Annotated in this window: 17 protein-coding genes; 8 read left to right on the top strand and 9 right to left on the bottom strand. The window is 65.5% G+C overall.

Going from position 1 to position 16,650, the window contains the following annotated elements; translation table 11 throughout:
* The first annotated feature begins 477 nt into the window (after window positions 1-477).
* From FJ942_RS19370 to FJ942_RS19350, 5 genes are all read left to right on the top strand, one after another.
* Window positions 478-1,527 (top strand): LacI family DNA-binding transcriptional regulator, encoded by a 1,050-nt coding sequence (locus FJ942_RS19370; protein WP_140565487.1) that lies wholly within the window; start codon window positions 478-480, stop codon window positions 1,525-1,527.
* Between the two features lie 63 nt (window positions 1,528-1,590).
* A complete protein-coding gene (locus tag FJ942_RS19365) occupies window positions 1,591-2,838 on the top strand; it encodes a sugar ABC transporter substrate-binding protein (protein WP_140516254.1) in 1,248 nt (415 codons plus the stop codon).
* Window positions 2,839-3,212: 374 nt separating this feature from the next.
* Entirely contained in the window at window positions 3,213-4,139 is a 927-nt protein-coding gene (locus FJ942_RS19360) for a sugar ABC transporter permease (protein WP_140898642.1), read from the top strand.
* Window positions 4,139-4,996: a carbohydrate ABC transporter permease gene (locus FJ942_RS19355; protein ID WP_140556322.1), complete on the top strand. Its 858-nt coding sequence runs from the start codon at window positions 4,139-4,141 to the stop codon at window positions 4,994-4,996. Before FJ942_RS19360 ends, FJ942_RS19355 begins: the two co-directional genes overlap by 1 nt.
* A gap of 21 nt (window positions 4,997-5,017) precedes the next feature.
* The gene (locus FJ942_RS19350) at window positions 5,018-7,000 is read left to right on the top strand and encodes a glycoside hydrolase family 127 protein (RefSeq protein ID WP_140898639.1); all 1,983 of its coding nucleotides are present in this window, start codon (window positions 5,018-5,020) and stop codon (window positions 6,998-7,000) included.
* Window positions 7,001-7,074: 74 nt separating this feature from the next.
* Here the strand turns inward: FJ942_RS19350 and FJ942_RS19345 are convergent, their stop codons facing one another.
* The 7 genes from FJ942_RS19345 to FJ942_RS19315 form a co-directional block, all read right to left on the bottom strand.
* Window positions 7,075-7,473 (bottom strand): DUF1801 domain-containing protein, encoded by a 399-nt coding sequence (locus tag FJ942_RS19345; protein WP_140674385.1) that lies wholly within the window; start codon window positions 7,471-7,473, stop codon window positions 7,075-7,077.
* Between the two features lie 96 nt (window positions 7,474-7,569).
* Entirely contained in the window at window positions 7,570-8,025 is a 456-nt protein-coding gene (locus FJ942_RS19340) for a DUF1801 domain-containing protein (RefSeq protein ID WP_140879064.1), read from the bottom strand.
* Between the two features lie 11 nt (window positions 8,026-8,036).
* Window positions 8,037-8,261, bottom strand: a complete 225-nt coding sequence (locus FJ942_RS19335; protein ID WP_140674389.1) for a hypothetical protein — start codon at window positions 8,259-8,261, stop codon at window positions 8,037-8,039.
* 33 nt (window positions 8,262-8,294) lie between these two features.
* On the bottom strand, window positions 8,295-8,687 hold the full coding sequence (locus FJ942_RS19330; RefSeq protein ID WP_140657466.1) for a VOC family protein: 393 nt from the start codon (window positions 8,685-8,687) through the stop codon (window positions 8,295-8,297).
* 72 nt (window positions 8,688-8,759) lie between these two features.
* Entirely contained in the window at window positions 8,760-9,191 is a 432-nt protein-coding gene (locus FJ942_RS19325) for an SRPBCC domain-containing protein (RefSeq protein ID WP_140582629.1), read from the bottom strand.
* Entirely contained in the window at window positions 9,188-9,511 is a 324-nt protein-coding gene (locus FJ942_RS19320; RefSeq protein ID WP_140499215.1) for a metalloregulator ArsR/SmtB family transcription factor, read from the bottom strand. Before FJ942_RS19320 ends, FJ942_RS19325 begins: the two co-directional genes overlap by 4 nt.
* Before the next feature lie 129 nt (window positions 9,512-9,640).
* On the bottom strand, window positions 9,641-10,372 hold the full coding sequence (locus FJ942_RS19315; protein WP_140898637.1) for a gamma-glutamylcyclotransferase: 732 nt from the start codon (window positions 10,370-10,372) through the stop codon (window positions 9,641-9,643).
* A gap of 228 nt (window positions 10,373-10,600) precedes the next feature.
* Between FJ942_RS19315 and FJ942_RS19310 the strand changes: the two genes are divergently transcribed.
* From FJ942_RS19310 to FJ942_RS19300, 3 genes are all read left to right on the top strand, one after another.
* Window positions 10,601-11,293: a DUF2270 domain-containing protein gene (locus FJ942_RS19310; protein WP_140499219.1), complete on the top strand. Its 693-nt coding sequence runs from the start codon at window positions 10,601-10,603 to the stop codon at window positions 11,291-11,293.
* Window positions 11,294-11,456: 163 nt separating this feature from the next.
* Window positions 11,457-12,731 carry a DUF763 domain-containing protein gene (locus FJ942_RS19305; protein ID WP_140898635.1) on the top strand — a complete coding sequence of 425 codons (1,275 nt, stop codon included), beginning with the start codon at window positions 11,457-11,459 and terminating at the stop codon, window positions 12,729-12,731.
* A gap of 355 nt (window positions 12,732-13,086) precedes the next feature.
* Window positions 13,087-15,408: a cation:proton antiporter gene (locus tag FJ942_RS19300; protein WP_246679873.1), complete on the top strand. Its 2,322-nt coding sequence runs from the start codon at window positions 13,087-13,089 to the stop codon at window positions 15,406-15,408.
* Between the two features lie 9 nt (window positions 15,409-15,417).
* Here the strand turns inward: FJ942_RS19300 and FJ942_RS28570 are convergent, their stop codons facing one another.
* Together FJ942_RS28570 and FJ942_RS19295 are read right to left on the bottom strand one after the other, a co-directional pair.
* Complete coding sequence (locus FJ942_RS28570) at window positions 15,418-15,561, bottom strand: hypothetical protein (RefSeq protein ID WP_181167671.1); 144 nt, start codon at window positions 15,559-15,561, stop codon at window positions 15,418-15,420.
* 202 nt (window positions 15,562-15,763) lie between these two features.
* On the bottom strand, window positions 15,764-16,597 hold the full coding sequence (locus FJ942_RS19295) for a methyltransferase domain-containing protein (protein WP_224671292.1): 834 nt from the start codon (window positions 16,595-16,597) through the stop codon (window positions 15,764-15,766).
* Window positions 16,598-16,650 lie beyond the last annotated feature (53 nt).

Here is a 16,650-nt window from a genome sequence, read left to right as displayed (position 1 = left end):
AGACCCATCGCCCTTGATGGTCCGACGCAGGCTCTACGTCATATGATTTTGGAGGCCTCGCCTCGGGATCGAACCGAGGCTTCAGAGATTTGCCGTCTCCAGCGTAGCCGCTCCGCCACGAGGCCATGACTAGCGAACTAACCGATAATATTTGCGCAAGCGTTAAGACCGAAGAGTCGTTTGTAGACATGTCGCCGATTGCTGCTTTGGTTGGCTCGCGCCGTGGGCAGCACTGACGGCTGCCGATCAGGAATTCGCCTGATGAACTCGCCGGGCGCCGAGCCCGTGAGCCCGCCCTCCGGCGGCCACTTCGCACCACCGGAGGACCAGCCACTTTTCCTCTTGAACAGCCTCTGTATCTGGCCTAGCTTGGGTTGAGAAAAGGTTTTTCCAAACATTTCCGAGCGGGCTCGGCCATTGGCCGGGTCATTCCGGCCTGTAAGAGAAAACCTTTTCCCAATCGGGATTTTCGCCGCAATGGCATTGGACGATCAGCCAGCCTTTCCCAAGCCCGTCACCTTGCGTGACGTGGCGGCCGAGGCTGGCGTCAGCGTCGCCACCGCCTCGAAGGCGCTCAACGACCAGGGCCGCATGACCGCCGAGACCCGCGAGCGCATTCGCGAGACCGCGCAGCGCCTCGGCTTCCGGCCCAACAGCCTGGCGCAGAGCCTGCTGCGGCGACGCTCCTTCACCGTCGGCCTGCTCACCAACGATACCTATGGCCGCTTCTCGCTGCCGCTGATGTCGGGCATTTCCGACGCGCTGGTCGACGCCGGCGTCTCGGTGTTCCTGTGCAATGTCGAGGAGGATCCGCGTCTCGGCCAGCTCCATGTCGAGGCCATGCTCGACAAGCGCGTCGACGGCATCATCGCCACCGGCAAGCGCATCGACCGTCATCTGCCGGTCGACCTGTCCAATCTGCGCATTCCGGTGATCTATGCCTTCACCCAGCCCGATCCCGACGCCGTCGCCTTCGTCTCCGACGACGCTGGCGGCGCGCGGCTGGCAGTGGAGCATTTCTGTCGGCTCGGCCGCAGGCGCATCGCCCATGTCTCGGGACCGGCGAGCTTTGCCGTGGTGCACGCCAGGGCGCAGGCCTATCGCGATGTTCTGACCGAGAACGGCCTGTCGGTCACCGAGCCGCTGCTCGGCTCGTGGTCGGAGGCCTGGGGACACGAAGCCGTGGCGAGGCTGTTCGACGGCGCGGCCGACGGCGCAAGCGAAAGGCCGGACGCCGTCTTCTGCGGCAACGACCAGATCGCGCGCGGCGTCATCGATGCCTTGCGCGAGCGCGGTCTCGACGTGCCCGGCGATGTCGGCGTCATCGGTTTCGACAATTGGGAGATCGTGGCCGAAGCGACGCGCCCGCCGCTGACCTCGGTCGACATGAACCTGGCTGCGCTCGGCCGCGAAGCGGGGCTGACCTTGCTTTCCCTGGTCGGCGGCAAGCCCGCCGCGCCAGGCATCCGGAAACTGCCGTGCCGGCTGGTGGTGCGTCAGTCCTGCGGCCGCCTGCCGGACGGCTGAAGAACCAAACGCCGCAATCGGCGGCAAGCCGCGCGTCGCGGCCAAAACGTGGAGGAGGAGAATATGAGGACTTTGATTGCCAGGCTGGCCTTGACGGCCGCCGTATTCGGCTGCGGGCTGCAATTTGCCGCCGCCGAGACCGCCAACATCTGGGTGCGCGCCGACGGCTCGAACTTCATGCCGCGCATCGTCGATGCCTACAACAAGGGCCACACCAACCAGATCAAGCTCGACATCATCCCCAACGCCGAGATCATTCCGAAATACGGTGCTGCCGCCGCCGGCGGCACGGCGCCCGACGCGCTGTCGCTCGACCTGATCTACACGCCCTCCTTTGCTGCCGCCGGCCAGTTGGAGGACATCACCGACTGGGCCAAGTCGCTCCCCTATTTCGCCAGCCTGTCGCCGGCTCATGTGAAGACCGGCACGTACAAGGACCGCATTTACGGCCTGCCCTTCTCCGCCGACGCCTCGGTGCTGATCTGGAACAAGAAGCTGTTCAAGCAGGCCGGCCTCGACCCCGAAAAGGGCCCGGCCAATTGGGCCGAGATCGAAGCCGACGCCGAAAAAGTCAACGCGCTCGGCGGCAACATCAAGGGCTTCTACTTCTCCGGCAATTGCGGCGGCTGCAACATCTTCACCTTCACGCCGCTGGTCTGGGCCTCGGGCGGCGATATCCTCTCACAGGACGGCTCCAAGGCTACGCTGGACAGCCCGCAGCTGCGTGGCGCCATCGATCTCTACCGCTCGATGGTCAAGAAGGGCCTGGTGCCGGAAGGCGCCCAGACCGACACCGGCGCCAATTTCTTCGCCGCCTTCGCCGGCGGCAACATCGGCATCTCGCCGTCGGGTGCCTTCGCTATCGGCGCGCTCAACACCCAGTATCCCGACATCGACTACGGCATCACCTTCCTGCCGGGCAAGGATGGCGGCTGGTCGTCCTTTGCCGGCGGCGACAATTTCGTCGTCACCAAGGGCACCAAGAAGATCGATGTGGTGAAGGAGTTCCTCGACTTCGCCTATTCGCTGGAAGGCCAGACGATCCTGGCCAAATATGGCAGCCTGCCGGTGCGCGGCGACATCGCCAAGGACGCGCTGAAGGACCTCGACCCGCGCTACCAGGTCGCAGCCGAGGCCATGGCCAAGGGCAAGACGCCCTATTCGGTGGTGTTCAACGACCTGATCAACTCCGCCAACGGCCCGTGGACGCAGATGGTCAACGAGGTGTTCTTCGGCGACGACGTCGACGGCGCCATCGCCAATGCGCAGGAGACCATGCAGTCGATCATAGACCAGGCGCCGCAGAAATAGGCGCCTGCCGGCCGCCCGCCTGTCTCCCTGAGCGGGTGGCCGGATATTGTTTGGTTCAGATACAGGGCTATCGCGTTGAGAAGACTCACTAGCATCGACAGCTTGGGACCTAGCGCACTTCGCCTCCCCTTCTCCCCTTGTGGGGTGAGAAGCGGTCCGCGCAGCGGACGAAAAGCCAACTGCTTGGCTTTTCGAGCTTCGAACGCCCTGAGCCTGCGAAGGGCCGGGTGGTGGCCGACCCACTCTGCCGTGTCCCCGCTGCTTCGCAGCGTCCCGGTGTTCGCCGGCCTTTCATCGTGCCACTGGCACGATGAATTCGCCTCCGGCGAACCGGCCGCTCACCCCACAAGGGGAGAAGGAAAAGCGGGCCAGCCATGACCACCATCACAGCAACCACCGCCCCGCCCCGCGCCCGAAAACTCGTCGGCGCCGGGCGACGGCAATGGATCGGTCTCATCTACGTCGCGCCGGCCGTGGCGCTGGTCATGGTGTTCTTCGTCATCCCGCTCGGCATGACGGCGTGGATGTCGCTGCACAACTGGCCGCTGATGGGCGGGCACTCCTTCATCGGCCTCGACAACTATGCCGCGATCCTGCGCGACACCAGGTTCTGGAACGCACTGAAATTCACCGGCTACTACACTGTGATCGTCACCATCGCGATCTTCGCCGTCGCCTTCCCGCTGGCCATCTTCATCGAGCGGCCGCTCCCGCTGACCAATCTCTATCGCACCGCCTTCTTCATGCCGGCGGTGGTCGGTTTCGCCTCGGCGAGCCTGCTCTGGTCATGGCTGCTCAACGTCGATTCCGGCCTGTTCAGCCCGGCCGCCTACAACCTCGGCCTGATCGACAGGAAATTCAACCTTCTGGCCACCTTCCAGCCGGCCTTCTGGTCGATCATCGCCATGGTGGTGTGGAAGGTCGCCGGCTTCACCATGATCATCCTGATGACCGGCCTGCAATCGATCCCGCAGGATTTGCAGGAGGCCGCCGTCATCGACGGCGCCGGCCCGTTCGCGAGGTTCCGGGCCATCACCTTGCCGCTGATGCGCCGCACGCTGGCGCTGGCGCTGATCCTGTCGGTGGCCGGCTCGGTCCTTGCCTTCGACCAGTTCTACATCATCCTGCGCGGCGGCCCGCGCAACCAGACGCTGACGGCGGTGTACTGGATTTTCAACCAGTCCTTCGTGTCGTTCAAGCTCGGCTATGGCGCGGCGCTCTCCATGGTCCTGCTGGTGATCCTTGTGGCGCTCAGCCTCGTCCAGCTCTGGCTGCTGAGGAAGCCCGAGGGCCTCGACTGATGGCGCAGGCAATGTCCGCTCAAGGCAAGCTCGCCGCCAGCGTCGTCAGGCACTCCACCGGCATCGTCGCCTCGGTGCTGTTCGTGGCGCCGATCGTGTGGGCCGCGCTGTCGGCCTTCAAGCCGGCGCAGGAGGCGCGCCAGCCGCCGCTGCCGCCCTGGCCGACGACAGGCTTCTCGCTGGAGAACTACGCCACGCTCAACACGTTCGGCGACGGGCTCTGGGTCTCGGCGCAGAACAGCATCTACGTCTCTGTCATGACGGTGCTGGTCTCCGTCGTTGTCTCCGTGCTCGCCGGCTACGGTTTCTCGCGCTTCCGATTTCCTCTCAAGGACCTGTTCTTCGTCCTCATCCTGTCGACGATCATGATTCCATTCCAGTCGATCCTGACGCCGATCTTCCTGGTGCTCACCAAGCTTGGCCTGCACAACACGCTGACCGGGCTGGTCGGCGTCTATGTGACGCTGCAATTGCCGTTCTCGATCTTCATGATGCGCAACGCCTTCGACGCGGTGCCGCGCGAGATCGAGGAGGCCGCGCGCATGGACGGCGCCGGAAACCCCACCATGCTGTTGAAGGTGATGCTGCCGCTGGTCTGGCCGGGCGTCGTCACCATCGCGCTGTTCGCCTTTCTCGGCGCCTGGAACGAGTTCCTCGCCGCTTTGGTGCTGATGACCGACCAGTCCAAGTTCACGCTGCCGGTGATGATGACCGCACTCCAGTCCGGCCGCTTCGGCGCCATCGACTGGGGCGCGGTGCAGGCGGGCGTCACCGTGATGATGGTGCCGTGCCTGATCCTGTTCCTGGCTTTGCAGCGCTTCTACATCCGCGGCCTGATGGCCGGGGCCGTCAAGTGATCGATCGAATGGAGTAAGTTCATGACCGCATCGTCTTCCGCCAGGCCTGCCAGCGCCTCCAGGCCCAAACTCGCCTTCCGGCCGCTACCGGTGCCCCAGGTCGACGTGCACGGCTTCTGGGGCGACCGTGCCGACGCCGTCGCCGCGCGCACCGCCGATATCCTCTACGACCGCTGCGTCGAGGCGGGCATGCTGGAGCAGATCGATCCGGACCGGCCCTCGCCCGGCGTCGTCATCCCGTTCCATTCCCCTTCGCCCGACGAGGCGGCCTCCCCCGGCTTCACCGGCTCGACGGTGACGACGCAGATGTTCTGGGACTCCGACTGGGGCAAGACGATCGAGACGGCGGCCTATTCGCTCTACCGCGCCAAGAACCCGGAGCTGGAGAAGAAGATCGACGCCGTCATCGACCTCTACGAAAAGCTGCAGCAGCCGGACGGCTATCTCTCGAGCTGGTACCAGCGCATCCAGCCCGGCCTGCGCTGGACCAATCTGCGCGATTGCCACGAGCTCTATTGCGCCGGCCACCTGATCGAGGGCGCCGTCGCCTATTACCAGGCGACCGGCAAGCGCAAGCTGCTCGACGTCATGTGCCGCTATGCCGACCATATCGCCTCGGTGCTCGGGCCCGAGCCGGGCAAGAAGAAGGGCTATTGCGGCCATGAGGAGATCGAGCTGGCGCTGGTGAAGCTGGCGCGGGTGACTGGCGAGAACAAATACATGGAGCTGGCGAAATACTTCATCGAGCAGCGCGGCCAGCAACCGCATTATTTCGACGAGGAGGCGCGCGCCCGCGGCACCGATCCCAAGGCCTATCATTTCAAGACCTATGAATACAGCCAGTCGCACATTCCGGTGCGCGAGCAGGACAAGGTCGTCGGTCATGCGGTCAGGGCGATGTATCTCTATTCCGGCATGGCCGACATCGCCACCGAATATGGCGACGACAGCTTGCGGGTGGCGCTCGACCGGCTGTGGGACGATCTCACCAGCAAGAACCTCTACATCACCGGCGGGCTCGGACCGTCGGCGCACAATGAGGGCTTTACCAGCGATTTCGACCTGCCCAATGAGAGCGCCTACGCCGAGACCTGTGCCGCCGTCGGCCTGGTGTTCTGGGCCAGCCGCATGCTCGGCATGGGGCCGAACGCCCGCTACGCCGATATCATGGAGCGGGCGCTCTACAACGGCTCGATCTCGGGCCTGTCGCTCGACGGCTCGCTGTTCTTCTACGAAAACCCGCTGGAAAGCCGGGGCCGGCACAACAGATGGAAATGGCACCGCTGCCCGTGCTGCCCGCCCAATATCGGGCGCATGGTGGCCTCCATCGGCAGCTATTTCTACAGCCTGGCGGACGACGCGCTTGCCGTCCATCTCTATGGCGATTCCACCGCTCGTTTCGACATAGCGGGCGTGCCGGTGGCACTGACGCAGGCGAGCCGCTACCCCTGGGACGGCGCGGTCGCCATCACCATCGAGCCGCAGGCGCCGGTCGCGTTCACCCTGCATCTGCGCGTGCCGGCATGGAGCGCCGGCGCGGCGCTCAAGGTCAATGGCGAGACGGTGAAGCTCGAGGACGTCACCAGCGATGGCTACGCGGCGATCCGGCGCACATGGAAGAAGGGCGATAGCGTCCGCCTCGATCTCGAAATGCCGATCGAACGGCTCTACGCCAACCCGCAGGTGCGTCAGGACGCCGGCCGCGTGGCGCTCTCGCGCGGCCCGCTGATCTACTGCGTCGAGGCGACCGACAATGACGGCAGCCTGCACCGCATCGCATTGCCGCGCACCGCAAGCATCGAGGCGCATGACGAGCCGGACCTGCTGGGCGGCGTGGTGGCGCTTTCGACCACAGCGCTGGCCGACACCGATGAGGGCTGGCAAAACGGGCTTTACCGCACCGACCCGCCCGCTGCCAGACAGACGCGGCTGACCGCCATCCCCTATTTCGCCTGGGACAACCGCGAGCCCGGCGAGATGCTGGTGTGGCTGAGGGACGGATGAGGCCAGAAGGGCGCGAAGGAGCGCGACAGGCTTCATTCTGCCCGCCGCATTCTTCGGTGCCAGTCACACGGAGCTTATCGCCGGGCCTTTGACTTGTTCAGAGCCACAGCGGCGCGGATAAGCGCCTTGAACGCTTCCTCGTCGACCTCCTCGCCCTCTTGGAAATCGATGGCGCGCCTGGTGTTTCCTTCCAGGCTGGAGTTGAACAGGCGCGACGGATCGGGCAGCGCCGCACCCTTGGCAAAGGTCAGCTTGACGACGTTCTTGTAGGTCTCGCCGGTGCAGATCATTCCGGCATGCTCCCACACCGGGACCCCGCGCCATTTCCACTCCTCGACGATCTCGGGGTCGGCTTGCCGGATCAGGCCGCGCAGCCGGCTCAGCATCTCGCCCCGCCAGTCGCCGAGTTCCTCGATCCTGCCGTCTATGAGCTGCGAAGGAGATCTGCCTTCTGGCGACCCGCTCTTCGTCATGTCCGTTCTCCTTCAGCCTTGAGGGCGGTCACCGCCCGTCCGCCCGATCATAGGCGCTCTGTTGCGCGCGGCAAATCCGGGCCCGGCGTACAAATCTCACATCCGTTCGCCGGGCAGTCGGCTCGCCTGCTTCACCCACTCGGTGAACTGGGCCTCGTCGAACTCGTCGTCCTCATGAATGTCAAGGTAACGCGTGTCCTTGCTTTTGGACTGGCCAGGCGGCACCGGGTCCAGCGACATGCCGCGGAAGAAGGCCACCTTTATGTATTTCGTGAAGCAATGAAAGCTGAGGAACCAGCCCTCGCCTTCCACGCCATAGAAGGGCGAGTTCCATTTGACGGCCTTGCGCACATCAGGCACGGCACGCTCGATGAGCGCGTCGAGACGGCCGCCGACCTCGCTCTTCCAGTCCGGCATGGCTGCGATATAGGCCTGCACGGGGGCGTTGCCTTCGCCCTTGGCGATCTGCGGGTTGCCGCCAGAAAGCAGGACCGGACCGGCGGTTGCTGGCCTGGCGGCGCCTTTGGCTGATCGCCCCTGCCTCTTCGCCATCCATCCCGTCCTTACTGGCTCGCGGGCTGCCGCCCGTTAAGCCGCTTGGCGGCGTATGGCAGCACGAACATGTAGAGGCCGCTGAACAGCAGCAGGAACAGCGGCAGCAGCGGCGAATAGACCACCCAGGCAGGCGGCTGCCCCAAGCCCATGGCGACGAAGTTGGCGAGGACGGTCCCCGTGAAAATGATCGACAGCCAGCGATGCGTTTGCCGGACCCATTTGTTCCAATCCATGCTACCTCCTCCTGGAAATGAACGAAAGGCCGCTTACCAGCGCGCCAGCTGGGTGATCTGGATGAGGTTGCCGCAGCTGTCGTTGAGCTGCGCAATGGTCGAGCCGGTCACTTCGGTCGGCGCCATGGCGAAGGCCCCGCCCCGCGCCTTGATGCGCTCGTGATCGGCCTTGATGTCGTCGGTGAAGAGCATCAGCGCCGGCTGGCCCTGCTTGAACAGGGCCTGCTGGTAGGCCTTGGCCGCGGGGTTGTCGTTCAGCGCAAGCTGCAGCTCGGTTCCCTCAGGCTCGTCCGGCGAGGCCACGGTCAGCCAGCGAAACGGACCGTTGCTGAAATCGGCCTTCTTGGTGAAGCCCAAGACGTCGGTGTAGAAGGCAAGTGCCTTCTCCTGGTCGTCCACATAGACGCGGGTCAATTTGATCTTCATCGCATATCCTCCATAGGTTCGTTTGCTCCGGGCTGCCCTCGAACAGTCTTGCTATGACCGTGCCGACCGACCTCAGTCCGTCCGTGCCAGGAGCTCTTCCAGCTTCTCCAGGAATTTCGGCCATCCCATCTTGGCGCCGCCGTAGGCCCGCCTCTGCTCGGGCCGGAAACCGGACTGCTCCATGCGCAGATGGGTCCCGGCGGGCGTCGGGGTGAGCGTGAAGGTCACCACGCTCCTGAGATCGAAGGCCGGGTCTTGGTGCGCGAGGTTCCAGGTGTAGGACAGCGTCTTGTGCGGCTCGACGGCAAGCACCTCGCAATCCAGCACGCCGCCCCAGGCGGTGCTGAGGTTGAAGCGATGGCCCACGACCGGATTTAAATCGTTCTTCATCAGCCACTCCTCGATCAGATGCGGTTGCGTCAGTGCGCGCCAGAGTTTTTCCGGCGGATGCGAAATCTGCCGCTCGACGACGACAGTGCGGGTGTCGGCGGCAGTGTCGTTCACTGGTCCATCCTTTTGAGCAGATCCTCGAGATCGTCGAACCGGCTTTCCCAGAACCCGGCCATCTCACGCGTCCAGTCCATCAGCGGCGCCAGCGCGCCGAGCTGCGCGCTGTAATGCGTCTGGCGGCCTTCATGGCGGTCGCGCACCAGCCCGGCCTGCTTCAGCACGCCCAGATGCTTCGACACGGCCGGCTGCGAGACCCCCGACTGGATCGTCAGCGCTCCCACCGTCTGCTCTCCCTGGCGGCACAGCCGTTCGAAGATGGCGCGCCGCGTCGGGTCGGCGAGCGTCCTGAAGAGCGCATCATGAGCATCCGGCATTTAATCGATAACCCGTTGGCTATTGATCAACGTATAACCGTCGGGATATGTATTCGTCAAGCGGAAGATTTGGAGTGGCGGGAAAGCGTCCGGAACTTCCGGGTCGCGCTGCGCTGGAAACGCCGATCGCTAAACCGGGGCGTGGACGCGGTTGATCTCCTCGGCCACCAATGCCTGCAACTGCCACAGGTTGCGATCGCGAATGCCGCAGGCGTCAAGGTGGCGGATGGTCTCGAACAGATATTGCGCGCCCGAGCCCCAATGGCCGGCGGCCCGGGCCAGCGTCGCCGCGATCGCCCGTTTGTCCAGCCTGCCGACATAGCGCGCATTGGCGGGATCGACGACGAAGCCGAGCGCGCGGCACATGCCGCCCTCGGTCCTGACCCGCAGCCAGCGCGGCACGTTGACGGCGGGCAGGATGGTCATCTCGCGGCGCAGCAGCGCCTCGAGATTGTCGGCAACCGGCTCCGCGATCTCGAACACCATGCCCTGGCATTGGCCACCACGGTCGAGCGCCATCATCAGGCCGGGCTGCTCGATCGTGCCGCGAAACCGCTGCACGGTGAAGCAGAAGGAGCGGTGCCAGCCGGTCGCCACCGCGCGCTCACCGCCCCTTACCTCGCCCGCCGGCTTCCACAGCAGCGAGCCATAGGCGAACAGTTTCAGCGGCCCGGCCGGCGCATCGGCCAGGATTTCGTCGCTGAAACGCGCATAGTCGGCATCGGTCATGTAGACCATGCCCGGCGTCGGCCCGGCATCCTCGACCGCGCGCAAGGTGCGGGCGACCAGCGCCTCCGTCAGCGCCATCGCCGCGCTTCGCGACGTAGATTGTGATCGTGCGGCGGATATCGGCCTGTTCATCTTCGTACTCCAGCCTTGCCGTCATGTTGCCCAAGGCAAAGGGATTCTCAAGAGCCAGAGCCACTCGGACGCGGACTCAGAAGCTGAGCGAACCTGCCCAAGCGTTTGAAAAGCCTCGGCGCACCGCCGTCGCGATAGAATTGGCCGAAAGTCCGCCTGGGTCGGCGCCATCCGCCGTCTGCGGAACGAGATCGCGTTCGACGCGTTTCATTGGGTTGGGAGGGAACTATGAACGATGCGCCGGCAACGCCCATCGGCAGGACGCTTTCGCCCAGCGAAATGGTCACCGTGATGTCGCATTTCCATCGCGCCGAGATTGCCCGCATGGCGGGATGGCGCGACCGTATCGACAGGACCAGCAATTGGGCGATCACCGTCGTGGCCGCGATGCTGTCGGTGTCGCTGTCGACGGCCAGTGCCCATCACGGCGTGCTGCTGTTCGCCATGCTGCTGGTGCTGCTGTTGCTGTGGATCGAGGCGCGGCGCTACCGCTTCTTCGACGTCTACCGCGCCCGCGTGCGCCAGTTCGAGCGCCACTATTTCGCGCAGATATTCTCGCCGCAGCCGGACTTCGCCTCGGACTGGCTGCTGATCGTCGGCGAAAGCCTGCGCACGCCGAAATTCCTGGTCTCGCAGCGGGTGGCGCTGGCGCGCCGTTTGCGCCGCAACTACATCCATATGATGCTGATCCTGCTGCTCGCCTGGATCCTCAAACTGTCGACGCCGAGCCTGCTCGATCGGGCCGCGCCGGTGGGTTTCGTCGGCACATTGCGCGAGGCCGTCAGCGCCGCCGCCCTGGGTCCCGTGCCCGGCCTGGTCATCGTCACGCTGGTCGCCATCCTCTTTGCCGGCCTGCTGGCCGTCGCCTTACTGACGCCCGACGACAACGGCGAACTCTCCTTCGGAGACGTGCATGTCTAGCCCGCCAACAGACAAAAACGCTTTGCGAACAACCGGGTGAGGCGCCATCCTGAATCAAACCGCGAATGAGCGCCTGTGTGCCGGCTTGGAAAATAGCCGCATGGATGCCATCTAGAGGGAGAGAGCCGGCCTCTGGGCGGCCGGCCACGGAGCATCGAAACAAGTGACGCAGCGAAGCGGCAGCGCCGACCTGCCGCTGCATGGCGGACGGGTCCCGAAATGGCTGGGCGACCGCATGACGCGGCTCGGCGCGGTGCTGTGCCAGGCGATCATCCACCATTATGGCCGCGACGAGCTGCTGCGCCGGCTGGCGCATCCCTTCTGGTTCCAGTCCTTCGGTGCGGTGATGGGCATGGACTGGCATTCGTCCGGCATCACCACCAGCGTCATCGGCGCGCTGAAGCGCGGGCTGACGCCGCTGTCGGGCGAGCTCGGCATCCACGTCTGCGGCGGCCGCGGCGCCCATTCGCGCAAGACGCCGCACGAGCTGGAGATGATCGGCGAACGTGTCGGCTTCGACGGCGCGGCCCTTGCCACCGCCAGCCGCCTGGTCGCCAAGGTCGACAGCGCCGCCGTGCAGGACGGTTTCGACCTCTATCTGCATGGTTTCATCGTCACCGACGACAGCCGTTGGGTGGTCGTCCAGCAAGGCATGAACGGCGACAGAAGACAGGCGCGCCGTTACCATTGGCTGTCGGAGGGCTTGAGGAGTTTCGTCGACCAGCCCCACGCGGCTATCGAGGGCGAGCGGCAGGGCGAGATCGTCAACCTCACCGACCATCGCGCCGAGGCCTCGCGCAGCGGCCAGATCGACCTTCTGCGCCAGCTCGGTCCCGACCGGATCGTGCACGAATTCGCCGCCATCGAGCCAGCGACGGCTTCGGCAAAGCGCGACAATGCACAGCCGATGCTGCCCAATCTGGTCATGCCGGCGCATCATGACGTGCGCGAAAGCGACATCGTCATGCGCCGGCTGCACGGCAATATCTCCGCCGCCATCGAGAGCGGCCCGACGGACTTTCCCGAATTGCTGCTGGTTCCGGGCGTCGGCGCCCGCACCGTGCGGGCGCTGGCGATGGTGGCGGAGGTGGTGCATGGCGCCCCGTGCCGCTTTTCCGACCCGGCGCGCTTCTCGCTGGCGCATGGCGGCAAGGACCGGCATCCCTTCCCGGTGCCGCTGAAGGTTTATGACGAGACCATCGCCGTCATGAAGTCGGCGGTCAGCAAGGCGAAGCTCGGCCGAGAAGAGGAGCTTGCCGCTCTGCAAAGGCTCGACGGCCAGGCGCGGCGGCTGGAGCGCTACGTCACCGGCCCGAGCCTGAAGGAGATCGTCGCCGGCGAGTTCGACCAGTCGCATCTGCTCGGCGGCCGCAGCGTCTTCGGCCCGGAGCCGCCGCCTGAAGGTGCTTTGCCGGGCGGCGCCAAGAAGTCGGGCTAGATCGCCGATCGCGGCCGCTACGCCGACAATTGGCGAAGCAATCTGCGGAGGCGTCCAGCCGGTAGATGGGCCTTTCTCCCCGTCCTATACGGGGAGAAATGTCCGGCAGGACAATGAGGGGCGGCGCCAAGGTTTCGGCAAATAGCATCTGGATCCTGTATTTCTCCCATGTCGGCGCTGCCCCTCATCCGCCTGCCGGCACCTTCTCCCCGTATAGAGACGGGGAGAAGAGGGCTGTCTTTTATGTCGGCACTTACCCAACAGATCGGCCGGAACAGATTGGCCCGACCCGCCGCAACCTTGCGCGGCATTGCACGTTTATGGGCAGCGGACTTGATCCGCGTTGAGGGGTTGGATGACTAGGCACTGGCCGCAAACGGGATTTCTTCCTGCCATTCTCATCCTTTTCGCCGCCTTTACCTCGCCGTGCCCGGCCTGGGCTGCCCAGGCAAGCAGCCATGCCGCGGGCATGGGCGGCTCGGCGGAGGGCCTGTTCGTCGCCGAGATCGTGCTTCTGCTGCTGGTCGGGCGTGGCCTGGGCGAAATCTTCCAGCGCTACGGCCAGCCGGCGATCATGGGCCAGTTGATCGGCGGCATCCTGCTCGGGCCTTCGCTGTTCGGCTGGCTCTGGCCCGGCGCGCAGCAGCTGATCTTCTCGACCGACCCCGCGCAGAAGAGCATGATCGAGGCGGTCTCGCAGCTCGGCGTCCTGCTGCTCCTGCTGCTCACCGGCATGGAGACGGACCTGCGCCTGGTGCGCCGGGTGGGCGCGGCGTGTTTTTCGATCTCGGTCACCGGCGTCGTCGTGCCCTTTGCCTGCGGTTTCGCGCTGGCGCAGTTCCTGCCCGACACGCTGCTGCCCGACCCCGGCGAGCGCGTCGTCGCCGGGCTTTTCCTTGGCACGGCCCTGTCGATCTCCTCGGTCAAGATCGTCGCCATGGTGGTGCGCGAGATGAACTTCATGCGCCGCAATCTCGGCCAGGTCATCATCTCCTCGGCCATCATCGAGGACACGATCGGCTGGCTGATCATCGCCGTCACCTTCGGCATCGCCACCAATGGCAGCCTTCAAATCGTGCCGCTGGTGGTCACGGTGGCCGAAGTGGCGCTGTTCATGGTGTTCTCCTTCACCATCGGCCGCCGGCTGGTGTTCACGCTGATCCGCTGGAGCAACGATTCCTTCCGCAGCGAATACGCCGTCATATCGGTCATCCTGATCATCATGGGCGTGATGGCGCTGATCACCAACCTGATCGGCGTCCACACCGTGCTCGGCGCCTTCGTCGCCGGCATATTGGTCGGCGAATCGCCGATCCTGTCCAGCCACATCGAGAGCCAGCTGCGCGGCGTCATCACCGCGCTTTTCATGCCGATCTTCTTCGGCATGGCCGGGCTTTCGGCCGACCTCACCGTGCTCGCCGACCCGACGCTGGCGCTGCTGACGCTGGCGCTGGTGCTCATCGCCAGCATCGGCAAGTTCGGCGGCGCCTTCATCGGCGGCCGCTTCGCCGGCATGACGCTGAAGGAGGCGACCGCCGTCGGCAGCGCCATGAACGCGCGCGGCTCGACCGAGGTCATCGTCGCCTCGATCGGCCTGTCGATGAACATCCTCTCCCACAATCTGTTCACCATGATCGTCACCATGGCTGTCATCACCACGCTCGCCATGCCGCCGATGCTGCGCTGGGCGCTCGGCCGGCTGCCCGTCGAAGACGCCGAGAAGCAGCGCGTCGACCGCGAGCTGCTCGACGAGCGCGGCTTCGTCTCCAAGCTGGAGCGGCTGCTGCTGCTGGTCGACGACAGCCCGGTCGGCAAGTTCACCGCCTATCTCGCGGGCCTGGTCGGCGGCGGCAGCGGCATGCCGACCACGCTTCTCCACCTCAAGGACGGCAGGCTTGCCGGCCCGGCCCGCGACAAGGGCCCGGAACGTGCGCTGAAGGAGGTCAAGAAGGGCGCCGCCAGAAGCGCCAAAGCGGTGAGCAAGGCCGAGGACACGCCGGTCGAGAAGGTGCATCTCACCGCCCGCAGCGAACGCGACGCGACAGCACGGACGATCGCCGAGGAGGCGCGCAAGGGCTATGGCCTGCTGCTGGTCGGGCTCGAGGCCATGTTGACCGAGAAGGGATCGTTCACCGAAGCGCTGAACGACATGACCAGCGGCTTCGACGGTCCGCTCTGCCTGGTGCTGAACGGTGCCGGCGCCGGGGGCAAGATGCCGGTGCTGCGCGCGGGCACCACCATCCTGGTGCCCGTCAACGGCACGGAAGTGTCGCGCCGCGCCGCCGATTTCGCCCTGGCGCTGGCACGGCCGCACCGGGCGCGGGTCAGGGTGCTCTATGTCTCGCAGGCGCGCAAAGGCGCCCGGCAAGGCACCGTTTCGCACCGCCGCGAGGAGGCGGTGCTCAAGGACGTCGTCGATCTCGCCGACCGCTACGGCGTCGCCGTCGATACCGCCATCCGCGCCCGCGCCACGCCCGACAAGGCGATCGCCAGGGAAGTGGCCAAGGGAGCGGCAATGGTGGTGATGGGCGTCACGCAGCGGCCGGGCGAGGAACTGTTCTTCGGCGACACCGCCATGGCGGTGCTGGCCGCCGTCCCCTGCCCGGTCGTGCTCGTGGCAAGCGACCGCATCCGCGCCGAAGCAAGGCCCGAAGCCACAGCCGAAACCGGTGCCTGACGGCGGAGCCTAGAGGCCGAAGAACTGCCTGCCGATCACATAGCCCAGCGCTACAACGGCCAGCGGAAACAAGGCCGGCGCGACCTTGCCAAGGACCGAGCCTTGCTGCTCCTTTGGCGGCACATAGCGTGCATTGCCGAGATTCTTGGTCATTGCGTACCCCCGCGCGAACCAGTTCATTAGCAGATGCTTATTAACAGCACGGCCGAATTAACGGTTCGCGAAGAAATTCGCTCGAAAGCCGGCCATTTGAGCGGAGGGCTAGCGAATGCGGTTTGGCTCAGTCTCGATCTCGGAAGCGGGGTTGCCTGCGGCCTCGCGCACCCGCCGCGGCATCGGCCGTCGCGGCGGAGCGCTATGTCCGGCAGACCGCCATGACGAAGAACTCGCGGTAGCAGAAGTCCGGATCGTCGAGCAGGCGATCCGGCCGCTGCTTCAGGTCCTGCCAGTAGGCCTGGTCGGCATCAGGCAGGGCATAGCCCGGCGCGACGCTTGCAAAATAGGCCAGCAGGTCGCGAACATAGTCGCGCGTGAAGCGAGGCGCGGGCGCCCAGCGCTCGACCAGCCAGCCCTTGCGGCTGACGACCTCCAGGCCAGCCTGGCGCAGGCGCGCCGGAAGGGTCGAACCGCAATCGGTGCCGAGCACGCCCCGGTCGCGGAAACCCTGGAGCCTGGCTGCCATGAAGCGCGCCAGCAGCGCCCGGTCCATGGGCAGGATCTGCAAGATGGTCGAATCGAAATCCTTGACGGCGAAGATGCCGCCCGGCTTCAGCACGCGCCTGGCCTCGCCGACGGCAAGCTCGAACTCGGCCGGCGCCAGATACTGCATGACATTGCCGGACCAGACGCAATCGAACGATGCGTCGGCGAAGGGCAGCGACAGGATGCTGCCGACATGCGTGGCAATGTCCGGCGGCTCGGACAGCGTGCCCGCGAGCGCCGCGACCCGGGCGATGTTTTCGGGCGCGAGGTCGAGCGCGGCGATGAAACCGGAGGGCCCGACGGCGCTCGCGATGAGCGGCAGGAAGCCGCCGCTGCCGCAACCGGCATCGAGCACGCGCCAGCCCGGGCGGATGCCGGCATCGAGCAAGGCCGCCTCATATTCGGGGCGCGACGATTCAAAATGAAGATCGAGCCAACCGGCCTCGCTCGCTTCGTGGCCGGTGGACGTTTGGTTCTTGGCAGACAAATGATGCCCCCCCGTTATGACCCGGCAGGGATAGAAGCGCACCGAGCGGCGGC

The organism is Mesorhizobium sp. B2-4-2, assembly GCF_006442845.1.
Lineage (GTDB): Bacteria > Pseudomonadota > Alphaproteobacteria > Rhizobiales > Rhizobiaceae > Mesorhizobium.
The sequence above is the reverse complement of the archived record's forward strand: the minus strand, read 5'-3'. Positions and strand labels throughout refer to the sequence as shown.